A 258-nucleotide genomic window follows, 5' to 3' on the forward strand; every position below is an offset into this window, starting at 1 on the left:
GATCCGGGCCGAAGTAATACCAGAGGGTGGCGGTAACAATGGCGATGATCATCACGGCCGGAACGAATATTGCCGAAATGGTATCCGCCATTTTCGCCAGCTCCGGCTTGCTGCTCTGTGCCTGACGAACCAGACCTATGATCCGGGCCAGCAGGGTTTGATTGCCGACCTGCATCGCTTTAAACAGCAGGCTGCCGCTTTGGTTGATGGTACCGGCATGGAGTTTGTCTCCCGGCTTCTTATGGGCCGGGACGGGTT

At 57.0% G+C, this 258-nt stretch carries 1 protein-coding gene; it reads right to left on the reverse strand.

All coding sequences use genetic code 11. From position 1 onward, the window contains the following. Nucleotides 1–258: P-type ATPase actuator domain-containing protein (locus R0J87_RS22075; RefSeq protein ID WP_498888989.1), on the reverse strand; the 258-nt coding region annotated here is incomplete at both ends.

It is taken from the genome of Halomonas sp. SIMBA_159, assembly GCF_046536035.1.
Classification (GTDB): domain Bacteria; phylum Pseudomonadota; class Gammaproteobacteria; order Pseudomonadales; family Halomonadaceae; genus Vreelandella; species Vreelandella venusta_A.